At 71.8% G+C, this 14,588-nt stretch carries 12 protein-coding genes; all 12 read right to left on the reverse strand.

Going from position 1 to position 14,588, the window contains the following annotated elements:
• Window positions 1–93: 93 nt before the first annotated feature.
• The 12 genes from glyA to lysA all read right to left on the reverse strand — a co-directional run bounded on the left by glyA (window position 94) and on the right by lysA (window position 14,574).
• A complete protein-coding gene (glyA, locus tag AB0F82_RS07560) occupies window positions 94–1,323 on the reverse strand; it encodes a serine hydroxymethyltransferase (protein ID WP_362624837.1) in 1,230 nt (409 codons plus the stop codon).
• Between the two features lie 143 nt (window positions 1,324–1,466).
• A complete protein-coding gene (locus AB0F82_RS07565; protein WP_030030387.1) occupies window positions 1,467–2,099 on the reverse strand; it encodes a low molecular weight phosphatase family protein in 633 nt (210 codons plus the stop codon).
• Window positions 2,096–2,743, reverse strand: coding sequence for an L-threonylcarbamoyladenylate synthase (locus AB0F82_RS07570; protein ID WP_356812385.1), 648 nt, complete (start codon window positions 2,741–2,743; stop codon window positions 2,096–2,098). The genes AB0F82_RS07565 and AB0F82_RS07570 overlap by 4 nt, the downstream gene beginning before the upstream one ends.
• 49 nt (window positions 2,744–2,792) lie before the next feature.
• Entirely contained in the window at window positions 2,793–3,638 is an 846-nt protein-coding gene (gene prmC, locus AB0F82_RS07575) for a peptide chain release factor N(5)-glutamine methyltransferase (protein ID WP_362624840.1), read from the reverse strand.
• 49 nt (window positions 3,639–3,687) lie between these two features.
• Window positions 3,688–4,767, reverse strand: a complete 1,080-nt coding sequence (gene prfA / locus AB0F82_RS07580) for a peptide chain release factor 1 (RefSeq protein ID WP_356812386.1) — start codon at window positions 4,765–4,767, stop codon at window positions 3,688–3,690.
• Between the two features lie 127 nt (window positions 4,768–4,894).
• Complete coding sequence (rpmE, locus tag AB0F82_RS07585) at window positions 4,895–5,113, reverse strand: 50S ribosomal protein L31 (protein WP_030008686.1); 219 nt, start codon at window positions 5,111–5,113, stop codon at window positions 4,895–4,897.
• Between the two features lie 206 nt (window positions 5,114–5,319).
• Window positions 5,320–6,420 carry an LCP family protein gene (locus AB0F82_RS07590; protein WP_362624843.1) on the reverse strand — a complete coding sequence of 367 codons (1,101 nt, stop codon included), beginning with the start codon at window positions 6,418–6,420 and terminating at the stop codon, window positions 5,320–5,322.
• A gap of 443 nt (window positions 6,421–6,863) precedes the next feature.
• Window positions 6,864–8,993: a transcription termination factor Rho gene (gene rho, locus AB0F82_RS07595; RefSeq protein ID WP_362624845.1), complete on the reverse strand. Its 2,130-nt coding sequence runs from the start codon at window positions 8,991–8,993 to the stop codon at window positions 6,864–6,866.
• A gap of 430 nt (window positions 8,994–9,423) precedes the next feature.
• Window positions 9,424–10,350 carry a homoserine kinase gene (thrB, locus tag AB0F82_RS07600; protein WP_362624847.1) on the reverse strand — a complete coding sequence of 309 codons (927 nt, stop codon included), beginning with the start codon at window positions 10,348–10,350 and terminating at the stop codon, window positions 9,424–9,426.
• A gap of 337 nt (window positions 10,351–10,687) precedes the next feature.
• Window positions 10,688–11,758 carry a threonine synthase gene (thrC, locus tag AB0F82_RS07605; RefSeq protein ID WP_356812390.1) on the reverse strand — a complete coding sequence of 357 codons (1,071 nt, stop codon included), beginning with the start codon at window positions 11,756–11,758 and terminating at the stop codon, window positions 10,688–10,690.
• A 6-nt stretch (window positions 11,759–11,764) separates the two neighbouring features.
• Window positions 11,765–13,054, reverse strand: coding sequence for a homoserine dehydrogenase (locus tag AB0F82_RS07610; RefSeq protein ID WP_362624939.1), 1,290 nt, complete (start codon window positions 13,052–13,054; stop codon window positions 11,765–11,767).
• A gap of 128 nt (window positions 13,055–13,182) precedes the next feature.
• Window positions 13,183–14,574: a diaminopimelate decarboxylase gene (gene lysA / locus AB0F82_RS07615; RefSeq protein ID WP_362624849.1), complete on the reverse strand. Its 1,392-nt coding sequence runs from the start codon at window positions 14,572–14,574 to the stop codon at window positions 13,183–13,185.
• Between the last annotated feature and the right edge of the window lie 14 nt (window positions 14,575–14,588).

Raw genomic sequence — 14,588 nt, forward strand, 5'->3', positions numbered from 1 at the left:
GCCATCTCAGCCCCACACATTAGCTGCGATGTCCCCTCGACCGAGGACGCGAGGGGGCGGTATCCCGGTTCCACTACACCCCTCTTGCCCCACTTACTCCCCGTAAGGGGGAAATCCTTCCGTGAGCTCGCCGACCTCCGTACGTGTCTTCGCGGCTTCCCCGTCCAGGGCGGCCGCGAACAGCTCCGCGATCCGGCGCATCTCCGGCTCCCCCATCCCCTGGGTGGTCACCGCGGCCGTGCCCAGCCGGACGCCCCGCTGGTCCCCGTACGGCAGGACGCAGGTGTCCAGCACGATCCCGGCGGCGGCCAGCCGGCCGCGGGCGGTCGGGCCGTCCACCCCCAGCGGCCCCGGATCCGCGGTGATCATGTGCGTGTCGGTGCCGCCGGTGGTGATCGTGAACCCGCGCTCCTCCAGCGCCTCGGCCAGCACCCGGGCATTGGCGACCACCCGGTGGGCGTAGGTGGTGAAGGCCGGCCGGCCCGCCTCGCCGAAGGCGACGGCCTTGGCGGCGATGGTGTGCATCTGCGCCCCGCCCTGGGTGAAGGGGAACACCGCCCGGTCGATGCGCTCGGCGAACTCGGCGCCGCACAGGACCATGCCGCCGCGCGGCCCGCGCAGCACCTTGTGCGTGGTCGCGCAGACCACGTCGGCGTACGGGACCGGACTGGGCGCGGCCCCGCCGGCCACCAGCCCGATCGGGTGGGCGGCGTCGGCGATCAGGTAGGCCCCGACCTCGTCGGCGATCTCCCGGAAGGCGGAGTACTCGGGGTGGCGGGGGTAGGAGATGGACCCGCACACGATGGCCTTCGGCCGGTGCGCCCGGGCGAGGTCCTGCACCTGCCGGTAGTCGATGAGGCCCGTCCGGGCGTCGACCCCGTACCCGACGAAGTCGAACCACTGCCCCGAGAAGTTGGCGGGCGAGCCGTGGGTGAGGTGTCCCCCGTACGGGAGCCCCATCGCCAGCACGGTGTCCCCCGGCCGCAGCAGCGCCGCGTAGGCGGCCAGGACGGCCGAGGAGCCGGAATGCGGCTGCACGTTGGCGTGCTCGGCCCCGAACAGCGTCTTGGCCCGCTCCACGGCCGTCTGTTCGGCCAGGTCGGCGTACTCGCATCCGCCGTGGTAGCGGGCGCCGGGGTAGCCCTCGGCGTACTTGTTGGCGAGCGGCGACCCCAGCGCCGCCAGGACGGCCGACGAGGTGAAGTTCTCCGCCGCGCTCAGCTGCAGGGTGTCGGCCTGCCTGCGGGCCTCCCCGGCGAGTACGTCGGCCATCTGCGGGTCCTGCCGGCGCAGCAGGTCCGTGGGCTGGGTGATGACGCTCATGGCGCGACTCCAGGGGGGTGCCGGGTACCAGCCACTGTAGGCCCGCGGCCCCCGCGGCGCTCCACGGCCGCTCCGCGCCGACCCCCGGCCGGCCGACGGCCTCCCGGGCACCGGCCCGCTGCGCCGGCCTCCGGCCGCCGGGGTCAGCGGCGGGCCGCGACGCCCGTCAGGGCCGTCACCACGGGGTCCAGTGCCTGGTTGATCTCGTCGCCGATGGAGCGGAAGAAGGTGATCGGCGCCCCGTACGGGTCGTACACCTCGTCCGCGTCGGGCGACGGCGCCAGCAGCCACCCGCGCAGTGCCGCCGCGGCCCGTACGAGCGCCCGCGCCCGCTCCGCCATGCCGTCGTCCAGCGGCGGCAGCGTGGCCGGGTCTATGGCCCGGACCAGCCGGGTGAACTCCTTCAGCGTGAAGGTGCGCAGCCCCGCCGAGTGGCCCATCGAGATGACCTGCGCACGGTGGTCGCGCGTGGCGGTCAGCACCAGGTCGGCGCGTATGACGTGCTCGTCCAGCAGCTCGCGGCCGGTGAACCCCGACGCGTCGGCCCCGAAGTCCGCGAGCACGGCGGCCGCGTTCGCCTCCATCGGGGCGCCCTCGTGGCCCCACGTGCCGGCGCTCTCCACGATGAGGTCGCCGCCGACGGGACCGCCGAGGCGGTGCGAGAGGGCGTGCCGCGTCAGCCGCTCGGTGATCGGCGAGCGGCACACGTTGCCCGTGCTGACGTGGAGTATGCGGAAAGTGCTTCCCCCTGCTATGCCACGCCCCTCAGGGCTCACGGGGCCACCTCGAGGTCGGGTACGACCTCCCGCAGCCGGTCGGCGCTGAGCGCCCCCTCGCGCAGCAGCACGGGAACCTTCCCCGTGACGTCGACGATCGACGACGGCTCGATGCCGGGCGTCGGACCGCCGTCCAGGTACACGGACACCGAATCGCCGAGCATCTCGCGCGCCGCGTCGCAGTCCTCGGGCGCCGGCTGTCCGGAGAGGTTGGCCGACGACACCGCCATCGGGCCCACCTCCGTCAGCAGCTCGATGGCGACGGGGTGCAGGGGCATGCGCACGGCCACGGTGCCGTGGGTGTCGCCCAGGTCCCACGCCAGCGAGGGCTGGTGCTTGGCGACAAGCGTCAGCGCACCCGGCCAGAACGCGTCGACGAGCTCCCAGGCCTGCTCGGAGAAGTCCGTGACGAGGCCGTGCAGGGTGTTCGGGGAGCCGATGAGCACCGGGGTGGGCATCCCGCGGCCGCGCCCCTTGGCGGCGAGCAGATCGTGGACGGCCTCCGGGCTGAAGGCGTCCGCGCCGATCCCGTACAGGGTGTCGGTGGGCAGCACGACGAGCTCGCCGCGGCGCACGGCGGATGCGGCTTCACGCAGACCCGTCTTGCGGTCCGTCGCGTCGTTGCAGTCGTATCGCCGGGCCATCAGCGGGCCTCCTCGTGCAGCAGGGGGGTGGCGGGATTCGTCGCGCCGGTCACGGCAGTGCCTTGCGGGCCGTGGCGAAGCGCGGGCGGTTGTTCAGGTCGGGGTGGTCGGCCGCGTCGGCCCAGCCCCGTTCCTCGGCGAAGATCCACGGGACCTGGCCGCCCTGGGTGTCGGCGTGCTCGACGACGACGATGCCGCCGGGCCGCAGCAGCCGGTGGGCGGTGCGCTCGATGCCCCGGATGGTGTCGAGTCCGTCCTCGCCGGAGAAGAGCGCCATCTCCGGGTCGTGGTCGCGGGCCTCGGGGGCGACGTACTCCCACTCGGTGAGCGGGATGTACGGCGGGTTGGAGATGACCAGGTCGACCTGGCCGTCGAGCTCGGGCAGCGCGCTCAGGGCATCGCCCTGGTGCACGGTGACGCGGGAGCCCTCGGCGTTCTTGCGGGTCCACCGCAGGGCCTCCTCGGACAGCTCGACCGCGTGCACGCGCGAGCGGGGCACCTCCTGCGCCATGGCCAGCGCGATCGCGCCGGATCCGGTGCACAGGTCGACGATCAGCGGCTCGACGACGTCCATCGCGCGGACGGCGTGTATGGCCCAGTCGACGACCGACTCGGTCTCGGGCCGGGGCACGAAGACCCCGGGCCCCACCTGGAGCTCCAGGTACCGGAAGAAGGCGCGCCCGGTGATGTGCTGGAGCGGCTCGCGCGCCTCGCGGCGGGCGACGGCCTCCCAGTAGCGGGCGTCGAAGTCCGCGTCCTTGACGTGGTGCAGTTCCCCCCGTTTGACGCCGTGCACGAAGGCGGCGAGCTCCTCCGCGTCGAAGCGCGGTGAGGGCACGCCGGCGGCGGCCAGCCGCTGGGTGGCCTGGGCCACCTCGGCAAGCAGCAAGTTCACGCTGGTCCTCCGGGCTGCTGTCGTACGGGGGGTGGTGCGGGGTTGCGGATCAGTGCGCGGCCGCGAGCTTGGCCGCGGAGTCCGTGTCCACGCAGGCCTGGATGACCGCGTCGAGGTCACCGTCGAGCACCTGGTCCAAGTTGTACGCCTTGAAACCGGTGCGGTGGTCCGAGATCCGGTTCTCCGGGTAGTTGTACGTGCGGATCTTCTCCGAGCGGTCCACGGAGCGGACCTGGCTGCGGCGCACGTCGGAGGCTTCCTGCTCGGCGGCCTCCTGGGCGGCGGCCAGCAGGCGGGAGCGGAGGATGCGCATGGCCTGCTCCTTGTTCTGGAGCTGGCTCTTCTCGTTCTGGCAGGAGGCGACCACGCCGGTCGGGAGGTGCGTGATGCGCACGGCCGAGTCGGTGGTGTTGACGGACTGGCCGCCGGGGCCGGACGAGCGGTACACGTCAATGCGGAGGTCGTTCGCGTTGATCTCGACCTCGACCTCCTCGGCCTCCGGGGTGACGAGCACGCCGGCGGCGGAGGTGTGGATGCGGCCCTGCGACTCGGTGGCCGGAACGCGCTGGACGCGGTGCACGCCGCCCTCGTACTTCAGGCGGGCCCACACGCCCTGGCCGGGCTCGGTGGCGCCGTTGCCGCCCTTGGTGCGGACGGAGACCTGGACGTCCTTGTAGCCGCCGAGCTCGGACTCGGTGGCGTCGATGATCTCGGTCTTCCAGCCCACGCGCTCGGCGTAGCGCAGGTACATGCGCAGCAGGTCGCCGGCGAACAGGGCGGACTCGTCGCCGCCCGCGCCCGCCTTGACCTCCAGGAGCACGTCCTTGTCGTCGCTGGGGTCGCGCGGGACGAGCAGCAGGCGGAGCTTCTCGGTGAGCTCGTCGCGCTGCTGGGCGAGGTCCTTGGCCTCGGCGGCGAAGTCCGGGTCGTCGGCCGCGAACTCCTTCGCCGTCTCGATGTCGTCGCCCGTCTGCTTCCAGGCACGGAAGGTAGCGATGATCGGGGTCAGCTCCGCGTAGCGCTTGTTCAGCTTGCGCGCGTTGGCCTGATCGGAGTGGACCGAAGGGTCGGCGAGCTGCTTCTCGAGGTCGGCGTGTTCGCCAACCAGTTCCTCGACCGCCTCGAACATCGGGGGACTCCTGTGGTGAAAGTGCGGGGGGACTGCACGGGGTGACGGGCTTGAACGACGACAAAGGCGCCGGTCCGGCCGCCCCCGAGTGGACAGGGGGCGGCCGAAGACCGGCGCCTGGGTCGCGCTACTTCTTGGCCGCGCCCTTGCCGAAGCGCGCCTCGAAGCGGGCCACGCGGCCACCGGTGTCGAGGATCTTCTGCTTGCCCGTGTAGAACGGGTGGCACTCGGAGCAGACCTCGGCACGGATGGTGCCCTCGGTCAGGGTGCTACGGGTCGTGAACGACGCGCCGCAGGTGCAGCTGACCGCGGTCTCGACGTACTCGGGGTGAACATCGCGCTTCAAGGTGTCTCCTAGATTCGGGAGGGCGCCGGGTCGCAGGAGCCGAATTGCGCACTGCGTGAACCGGGGCCGACAGACCAGTCTGCCAGGACCGGGCTGCCTGTCAAAATTCTGAGGACGTCTCCCTCAACGGGAAGGGGGGCCGGTCTATTCCGGCGCGCTCCGACGGGCCCCGCGAGGCCCTCCCGGGCGGCGGCCGGCGGGCGGTCCTACTGGACGACGGTCCCGGCGGCGCTCTTGTCGCCGGTGGAGTTCGCGGTGGCCTCGGCCGGGATGGGCCGGTCCGCCAGCAGGGCGTCCCAGACCATCTTGGACTCCTTCTGCAGCGGGGCGACGCGGTTCGCGTCGAGTGCGTCCGTGGTCACCGGCAGGGTGATCATCTGCATGTCCTGGGCGTCGATGCCCTGGAGGCTCTGGGCGAAGCCGGCGAGGGACTTCACGTCGCCGAGCGCCTTGTCGGTGGTGAGCGCCTTGGTCCCGGCGTCGGCGAGGTCGAACAGCTTCTTGGGGTTGTCGAACACGCCGACGCCCTTGACCTGCTTGATCAGCGCCTTGATGAAGGCCTGCTGCAGCTGTATTCGGCCGAGGTCTCCGCCGTCGCCGACGCCGTGGCGGGTACGGACGAGGCCGAGGGCCTGCTCGCCGTTGAGCTGGTTCGGGCCGGCCGGGAGGTCGAGGTGGCTGTACTCGTCCTTGATCGGCTTGGTGGTGGTCACCTGGACCCCGCCGAGGGTGTCGATGATCTTCTTGAAGCCGGTGAAGTCGACCTCGATGTAGTGGTCCATGCGGATCCCCGACATCTTCTCGACGGTCTTGACCGCGCAGGCGGCGCCGCCGACGGTGTAGGCCTCGTTGAACTGCCGGCGCTTGCCGCCGGGGTCGCTCTTTCCCTTGCCGGTGGGGCACTCGGGGCGGGAGGTCATGGTGTCGCGGGGTATGGAGACGACGCCGGCCTTCTCGTGGCCCTCGTACAGATGGACGATCATCGCGGTGTCGGAGCGGGCGGAGCCGCCGTCGTCCGGGCCGTACGCGCCGTTGGCGCCGCCGCGGGAGTCGGAGCCGAGGACGAGGATGTCCATCGAGCCGTTGTCGACGTTCGCCGGGCGGTCCGTGCCCAGCGCCTGGTCGATGTCGACCGTCTTGAGGTTGCCGTTGAGCTTGAAGTAGAAGTAGCCCAGGCCCGCCCCGCCCAGCAGGACCACGGCGGCGGCGCTCCACGCGGCCATGGCGAGGGCCCTGCGGCGCCCCGCCGGTTTGCGTCGGCGCCGGCCTGCGGCCCGCCGGCCGCGGCCCCTGCTGTCCTCGGTCATCCTCAGTCCCCAAGTCCTCAGTCTTCGGTCCGGCCCCTTGGTGCGTACCGGCCTGCCGTCCGCCCGCGGGCCCTCTGACACAGACGGGCGAATGTCTTGAAGGGTTCCACGGGCGACGCAACCCCCCGTACGGCTGCCACTGCGTACGAACCGGGACAAAGCTCTGCGTAGCGCATTCCTCACCTGCGGTTTCAGGGCGTGCGCCGGGAGGCCGCCCGGCGGCTGTGATGTGGCGAAGCTCGCACGAGGGGCCGACCGCGGTCCGCGTGGCGCCCCGCGCCGCCCCAGGGCCCGTTCTGCAGCCGCCCCAGGGCTCCCCTTCCGAGCCGCTCCAGGGCCGTTCGGGGGCCGGGAGAACGCGCGGCAGCCCCCGCCGCGGGTCTGCGGCGGGGGCTGCTCGTGGTGATGCCTCACGTCCGGCGCGGGGCGCCGGACGGCGGACCTCAGTCGTCGTTCTTGCCCGACGGGGTCGTCTTGGCGATCTGCATCAGGAACTCGGCGTTCGACTTCGTCTGCTTCATCTTGTCGAGGAGCAGTTCGATCGCCTGCTGCGAGTCGAGCGCGTGCAGCACCCGGCGCAGCTTCCAGACGATGGCGAGCTCTTCCGCGTTGAGGAGGATCTCCTCCTTGCGGGTGCCCGACGGGTCGACGTCGACGGCCGGGAAGATGCGCTTGTCGGCGAGCTTCCGGTCGAGCTTGAGCTCCATGTTGCCGGTGCCCTTGAACTCCTCGAAGATCACCTCGTCCATGCGCGAGCCGGTGTCGACGAGCGCGGTGGCCAGGATGGTCAGCGAGCCGCCGTCCTCGATGTTGCGCGCGGCACCGAAGAAGCGCTTCGGCGGGTACAGCGCGGTCGAGTCGACACCACCGGACAGGATGCGGCCGGAGGCGGGCGCCGCGAGGTTGTACGCGCGGCCCAGACGGGTGATGGAGTCCAGCAGGACGACCACGTCGTGACCGAGCTCGACGAGGCGCTTGGCGCGCTCGATGGCCAGCTCGGCGACGGTGGTGTGGTCCTCGGCCGGGCGGTCGAAGGTCGAGGAGATGACCTCGCCCTTGACCGACCGCTGCATGTCGGTGACCTCTTCCGGACGCTCGTCGACCAGGACGACCATCAGGTGGCACTCGGGGTTGTTGGTGGTGATCGCGTTGGCGATCGCCTGCATGATCATGGTCTTGCCGGTCTTCGGCGGGGCCACGATCAGGCCTCGCTGGCCCTTACCGATCGGCGACACGAGGTCGATGATGCGGGTGGTCAGCACGCCCGGGTCGGTCTCCAGGCGCAGGCGGTCCTGCGGGTACAGGGGCGTCAGCTTCTGGAACTCCGGGCGGCCGCGGCCGGATTCGGGCGGCATGCCGTTGACCGAGTCGAGGCGCACCAGGGCGTTGAACTTCTCGCGGCGCTCGCCGTCCTTGGGCTGGCGCACGGCACCCGTGGTGTGGTCGCCCTTGCGCAGACCCGCCTTGCGGACCTGGGCGAGGGAGACGTACACGTCGTTGGGGCCGGGCAGGTAGCCCGAGGTCCGGATGAACGCGTAGTTGTCCAGGATGTCGAGGATGCCCGCGACGGGGATCAGCACGTCGTCGTCGGCGACCTGCGGCTCGTTCGGCGCGAACTCGTCGCGGCCACGACGGCCACGGCGGTCGCGGTAGCGGCCGCGGCGGCCACGGCGGCCGCCCTCGTCGTCGAAGTCGTCCTGCGGGCCGCCGTCCTGGCGGCCCTGCTGGCCCTGGCCCTGGCCCTGACCGCGGCCGCCCTGCTGCTGGCGGTCCTGGCGGTCGGCGCGGTCCTGCCGGCCGCCGCCCTGGCCGCCCTGCGCGGGCTGGCCCTGGCCGCCCTGACCCTGGCCGCCCTGGCCCTGGTCGTCGGCCTTGGCGCCACGGTCACGGCGGTCGCGCTGGCGGTCGCCGCGCTCCCGGCGGTCGCGGCGGCCGCGGCCCTCGCCGTCCTGGCCCTGGGCCTGGCCGGCGGAGACCTCCGTGGCGGCCTCGGCCCTGGTCTCGGCGGGCGCGGTGGCGGTGGCCGTGTCGGCCTTCTGCTCGACCTGTACGGCGACGGGGGCCGAGCCCTCGGGGCTGCCGGAGGGGGCCGTGGCGCGACGGCGGCGGCGTTCGCCGGCCGGGGCGTCGTCTCCCCCGCTCTCGGCTGCGCTCGAGCGGGAGGGGCCACCTGCCGGCTGGCCCGGGATCTCGATCTGCGCCTGGGCGGCGGGCTTCTCGGCGGGCGCCGCCGGGGCGGCCGCACCCGTCTGGGCAGCCTCGGCGGCAGCCGTACGGGCCTTGCTGGTGGCACGGCGCTTCGGCTTGGCCTCGGCGGTGTCCGCGGCGGAGGCGGCGGCCTTGGGGGCACCGCTGCCCGCCTGCGCCTCCTTGATGACCTCGATCAGCTGGCTCTTGCGCATCCGCGCGGTGCCCCTGATGCCGAGGCCCGACGCGACCTGCTGCAGCTCGGCGAGGACCATGCCGTCAAGGCCGGTGCCGGTGCGTCGACGCTTGGGCGCGGCGCCCGCGGCGGGGGCACTGGTGTCGACAGAGGTGTCGGCAGCGCCCATCAGATCGGTGGTGTCGCTCACGAAGGGTCCTTCCCTGGAGCGGACGTCGGCCTGTCTGGCTCGGCGACCGGTTGTGCTGTCCGACAACGGTCCTTGGTGGGGACCGTGCCGGGGCGGTGGTCCGCCGATAGAGATACGGCGGAAAGAAACGTGCGTGGGTTCCGGCGAGAAGCCCCCGAGCTGAAAAGCGTGGGAAAATCACGCCGATTCCGGAGCGTGCTCGAAACTGCTGGAGTGATCAAAGCAGTCGGGGAGGCTCCCGGAAGAAATGTGGTCCCGGATGGGGACACTGAGCACCGAGCCATGGCGGCTTCCGATGCGCACTTGAGACTAACACTACCGGATCCAATAGATATTCCCCCTCTCAATCACCGGCAATCGCGCGCCTCCGCGCGGGCGGCCTGCCCTGGCCGCCCGCCCCTGGCCGACTGGTCCTGTCACGGAGACAGGATCAGCCGCCCTGGGTTCCCAGCGGGAGGACGCTCGCGCCCGCGGCGTCGAGTGCGAGCCGGTTGGCCGCCCACCCCTCGCCCGCGAGCTGCGCGACCTTGTCGGCCGCGTCGTTGTCGACCAGCGCGAGGACCGTGGGGCCCGCGCCGGAGATGACCGCGGGGATGCCGTCCGCCCGCAGCCGGTTGACGAGTGCCACGCTCTCGGGCATCGCCGGGGACCGGTACTCCTGGTGGAGCCGGTCTTCGGTGGCCGGCAGGAGCAGCTCGGGACGCCTGGTCAGGGCTTCCACGAGCAGACCCGCGCGGCCCGCGTTGACGGCCGCGTCCACGTGCGGGACGGTGCGCGGCAGCAGGCCGCGGGCCGTCTCGGTGAGGACCGGCCTGGAAGGTACGAAGACCACCGGAACGACGGACTCGGCGGGCTCCATCCGGATCGCCTTGGCGCTGCCGCCGTCCATCCACGCCAGGGTGAACCCGCCGAGCAGGCAGGCCGCGACGTTGTCGGGGTGGCCCTCGATCTCGGTGGCGAGCTCCAGCAGCGCCGCGTCGTCGAGCTTCGCCTCGCCGCCTATCGTGACGGCGCGGGCGGCGACGATGCCGGCACAGATGGCGGCCGAGGAGGAGCCCAGGCCGCGGCCGTGCGGGATGCGGTTGGCGCAGACGACCTCGAGGCCGCGCGGCTGTCCGCCCAGCAGGTCGAAGGCAGTGCGCATGGAGCGTACGAGCAGGTGGCTCTCGTCCCGCGGGAGGGTGTCGGCGCCCTCACCCGCGATGTCGATGTGCAGGCCGGAGTCGGCCACCCGGACGACGACGTCGTCGTAAAGGCCCAGGGCCAGGCCCAGGGCGTCGAAGCCGGGGCCGAGGTTGGCACTGCTGGCGGGGACGCGCACCCGTACGGCGGCGGCGCGGAACGCTGGACCGGCCATCGTCCGATGACACTCCTTGTGACTGTGCGAGGACTTCGCTCTTCGCTGGCTCGCTGCGAATGTACTGGAGAACGTACGACACCCGAAGGCCCTCGGGGCAGCACCGCAGTCATATGCGCGGTGGCGGATGTAAGTACAGCCTATCGAAGGAAGGTTCTCTCGCGACATAGGGCGCACAGGAGGCGCACGGTGCGTGTCGCGGGCTTCGACCGGGTTGGACCCGCTTCGGCCGCACTTTCGTCGTCGTACGAGGTGAGTTGCCGGGTTCCGGAGGGCCCCGGGAGTGCCGTCACGGCACTCGGGGAACCTCCGGAACCCGGCTCACACGGTCGTGCGCTCAGACCAGGCCGAGGCGCACCGCGGCGGCTTCGGCGTCCACCGGAACGGTGACCGGCTGCGGAGCGCCGGCGACCGCCCAGTCGGGGTCCTTCAGGCCGTTGCCCGTGACGGTGCACACGATCTTCTGCCCCGGGTCCACCAGGCCCAGCTCGGCGGCCTTGAGCAGACCGGCCACGGACGCGGCCGAGGCGGGCTCGACGAAGACGCCCTCCTGAGCGGCCAACAGCCGGTAGGCGGCCAGGATCTGCCGGTCCGTCACCTCGTCGATGAAGCCGCCCGACTCGTCACGCGCGGCCAGCGCGTAGTCCCAGGAGGCCGGGTTGCCGATACGGATCGCGGTGGCGACGGTGTGCGGCTCCTTGACGACCTCGCCGCGCACGATGGGCGCGGAACCGGACGCCTGGAAACCCCACACACGGGGCGTACGGGAGGCCAGGCCGTCGGCCTTGTACTCTTTGAACCCCTTCCAGTACGCGGTGATGTTGCCCGCGTTGCCCACCGGCAGCACGTGCACGTCCGGGGCGTCGCCGAGCGCGTCGACGATCTCGAACGCGGCCGTCTTCTGACCCTCGATACGCACCGGATTGACGGAATTGACCAGCGCCACCGGGTAGTTGTCGGACAGCGCGCGGGCGAGGTCGAGGCAGTCGTCGAAGTTGCCGTCCACCTGCAGGATCTTGGCGCCGTGCACGAGGGCCTGGCCCATCTTGCCGAGCGCGATCTTGCCGCGGGGCACGAGCACCGCGCAGACCATCCCGGCGCGCACCGCGTACGCGGCCGCGGAGGCCGAAGTGTTGCCGGTGGAGGCGCAGATGACGGCCTTGGCGCCCTCCTCCTTGGCCCGGGTGATCGCCATGGTCATGCCGCGGTCCTTGAAGGACCCGGTGGGGTTCGCCCCCTCGACCTTGAGGTGCACCTCGCAGCCGGTGCGCTCGGACAGAACCTGCGCGGGAACGAGAGGAGTGCCACCCTCGCGGAGCGTGACCACCGGAGTCGTGTCCGTCACCGGCAGGCGGTCCCGGTACTCCTCGATGATGCCGCGCCACTGGTGGGTGCGATTGCTGCTCATGGGTCCTTACTCCCCTTCAACACGCATGATGCTGGCGACACCGCGAACGGTGTCCAGCTTCCGCAGCGCCTCGACGGTCCCGGAGAGGGCGGCGTCGGCCGCGCGGTGGGTGACGACGACGAGGGAGGCCTCGCCGTCCTTGCCCTGCTGCCGCACGGTGTCGATGGACACACCGTGCTCCGCGAACGTGGTCGCCACCTGGGCGAGGACGCCCGGCTTGTCCGCCACATCGAGGCTGATGTGGTAGCGGGTGACGACCTCGCCCATGGGGCTGACCGGCAGCTGGGTGTACGCCGACTCGCCGGGCCCCGTTGCCTCGGCGAGCTTGTTGCGGGCGACGGCGACGAGGTCGCCGAGGACCGCGGACGCGGTCGGGGCACCGCCCGCGCCGGGCCCGTAGAACATGAGCCGCCCGGCGGCCTCCGCCTCGACGAAGACGGCGTTGTACGCCTCGCGGACGGAGGCGAGCGGGTGGCTGAGCGGGATCATCGCCGGGTGGACGCGGGCGGTCACGGACTCGCCGTCCGCCGCGCGCTCCAGGATGGCGAGGAGCTTGATGGTGCAGCCCATCCGCTTGGCGGACGCGAAGTCGGCGGCGCTGACCTCGGTCATGCCCTCCCGGTACACGTCGTCCAGGCGGACGCGGGTGTGGAAGGCGATGCCGGCCAGGATCGCGGCCTTGGCGGCGGCGTCGTAGCCCTCGACGTCGGCCGTCGGGTCCGCCTCGGCGTACCCGAGGGCGGTGGCCTCGTCGAGCGCCTCCTGGTAGCCGGCGCCCGTCGAGTCCATCTTGTCGAGGATGAAGTTCGTCGTGCCGTTGACGATGCCCATCACGCGGTTGATCTTGTCGCCCGCGAGGGACTCGCGCATCGGGCGGACCAGCGGGATGGCGCCGGCGACGGCGGCCTCGTAGTACAGGTCGCGGCCGTGCTGCTCGGCGGCGGCGTGCAGCGCTGCGCCGTCCTGGGCGAGCAGCGCCTTGTTCGCGGAGACCACCGAGATGCCGTGCTCGAAGGCGGTGTTGATCAGGGTGCGGGCCGGCTCGATGCCGCCGATGACCTCGATGGCGATGTCGATGTCGCCGCGTTTGAGCAGGGCGGTGGCGTCGGTGGTGATCAGGGCCGGGTCGATGCCCTCGCGCACCTTGGAGGGGCGGCGCACGGCCACGCCGGCGAGCTCGACGGGCGCGCCGATCCTCTGCGTGAGGTCGTCGGCGTGCGTCGTCATGATGCGAGCCACCTCTGAGCCGACCACTCCACAGCCCAGCAGCGCCACCTTCAGCGGACGCGTACGCATCATTCGACCTACGCCTTTCGATCTTCCATCAATACCCCGCGCGCGGTTTTGCGCGCGGGGTGTGAACCAGTCTCACTCAATGGACAGCACTTTCCATCCTCGGTCCATTGAGTGAGATGCCTATTTCATCATCCGAGGTCGAGACGCAGGAGATCTTCCTCCGTCTCGCGGCGAACGATCACTCGTGCCTGTCCGTCACGCACCGCGACGACGGGCGGGCGGAGCGCGTGGTTGTAGTTGCTGGCCATGGACCGGCAGTACGCGCCGGTGGCGGGCACCGCGAGGAGGTCGCCGGGCGCCAGGTCGGCCGGCAGGAACGCGTCCTTCACGACGATGTCACCGCTCTCGCAGTGCTTTCCGACGACGCGCACGAGCATGGGCTCGGCGTCGGAGGCACGGGAGACGAGCGAGATGGAGTATTCGGCGTCGTAGAGGGCCGTACGGATGTTGTCGGACATCCCGCCGTCGACGCTCACGTACGTACGGAGCCCCTCCAGCGGCTTGATGGTCCCCACCTCGTACAGGGTGAACGCGGTCGGGCCCACGATGGCGCGGCCGGGCTCGACGGAGATCCGGGGGGCGCGCAGTCCGGCGCTCTCGCACTCGCGGGCCACGATCTCGGTGAGCGCCTTGGCGATCTCGTGGGGCTCGCGGGGGTCGTCGCTGGAGGTGTAGGCGATGCCGAGACCGCCGCCGAGGTCGATCTCGGGCAGTTCGACGCCGTGCTCGTCGCGGACGGCGGCGAGCAGCCGCACGACGCGCTTGGCGGAGACCTCGAAGCCGGCCATGTCGAAGATCTGCGAGCCGATGTGGGAGTGGACGCCGAGCAGCTCCAGCGAGTCGTGGCCGAGGGCGCGGCGCACGGCCTCGGCGGCGGACCCGTCCGCGACGGCGATGCCGAACTTCTGGTCCTCGTGGGCGGTGGCGATGAACTCGTGCGTGTGCGCCTCGACTCCGACGGTCACGCGGATCTGCACGGGCTGGCGTACGCCCAGCTCGCGGGCGATGTGCGCGACGCGGGCGATCTCCTGGAAGGAGTCCAGGACGATCCGTCCGACTCCGGCCCCGACGGCCCGGCGGATCTCACCCTCGGACTTGTTGTTGCCGTGGAAGGCGATCCGGTCGGCCGGCATCCCGGCGGCGAGGGCGGTGCTCAGCTCGCCGCCGGAGCACACGTCGACGTTGAGCCCCTCTTCCTTCAGCCACTTCACGACGGCCTTGGAGAGGAACGCCTTGCCGGCGTAGAAGACGTCGGCGCCGGGGCCGAAGGCGTGCGCCCAGGCGCGGCAGCGGGCCCGGAAGTCCTCCTCGTCGAGGAAGTAGGCGGGGGTCCCGAACTCCTCGGCGAGCTTGGTGACTTCGATGCCGCCGACGGAGACGACGCCGTCGTCGTCGCGCCGGACGGTGCGGGACCAGACCTTCTCGTCGAGCGCGTTCAGGTCGGCGGGCGGCGGGGAGTAGTGCCCTTCGGGCAGGACGTCGGCGTGGCGGGGGCCGGCGGGGTGCGCGGAGCGGCTCATCGGTTTCTCTCTTC

Origin of the sequence: Streptomyces virginiae, assembly GCF_040638905.1 — a bacterium.
Lineage (GTDB): Bacteria > Actinomycetota > Actinomycetes > Streptomycetales > Streptomycetaceae > Streptomyces > Streptomyces virginiae_B.